This is a genomic window from Neobacillus niacini, from assembly GCF_023715415.1.
GTDB lineage: Bacteria > Bacillota > Bacilli > Bacillales > Cytobacillaceae > Neobacillus > Neobacillus niacini_C.
In genome coordinates, this window is sequence record NZ_JAMBOB010000102.1 from 1 (window position 1) to 250 (window position 250).

Below are 250 nucleotides of genomic sequence, written 5' to 3' on the forward strand. Positions count from 1 at the left end.
GCTACCCACACCTCATCCCCGCACTTTTCAACGTGCGTGGGTTCGGGCCTCCATCCAGTGTTACCTGGACTTCACCCTGGACATGGGTAGATCACCTGGTTTCGGGTCTACGACCACATACTAAAAACGCCCTATTCAGACTCGCTTTCGCTGCGGCTCCGTCTCTTCAACTTAACCTTGCATGTAATCGTAACTCGCCGGTTCATTCTACAAAAGGCACGCTATCACCCATTAACGGGCTCTAACTACT

Annotated in this window: 1 rRNA gene; it reads right to left on the reverse strand. The window is 52.0% G+C overall.

Annotated elements, in window-relative coordinates:
* A 23S ribosomal RNA gene (locus M3189_RS27480) occupies positions 1–250 on the reverse strand; the annotation flags it as partial.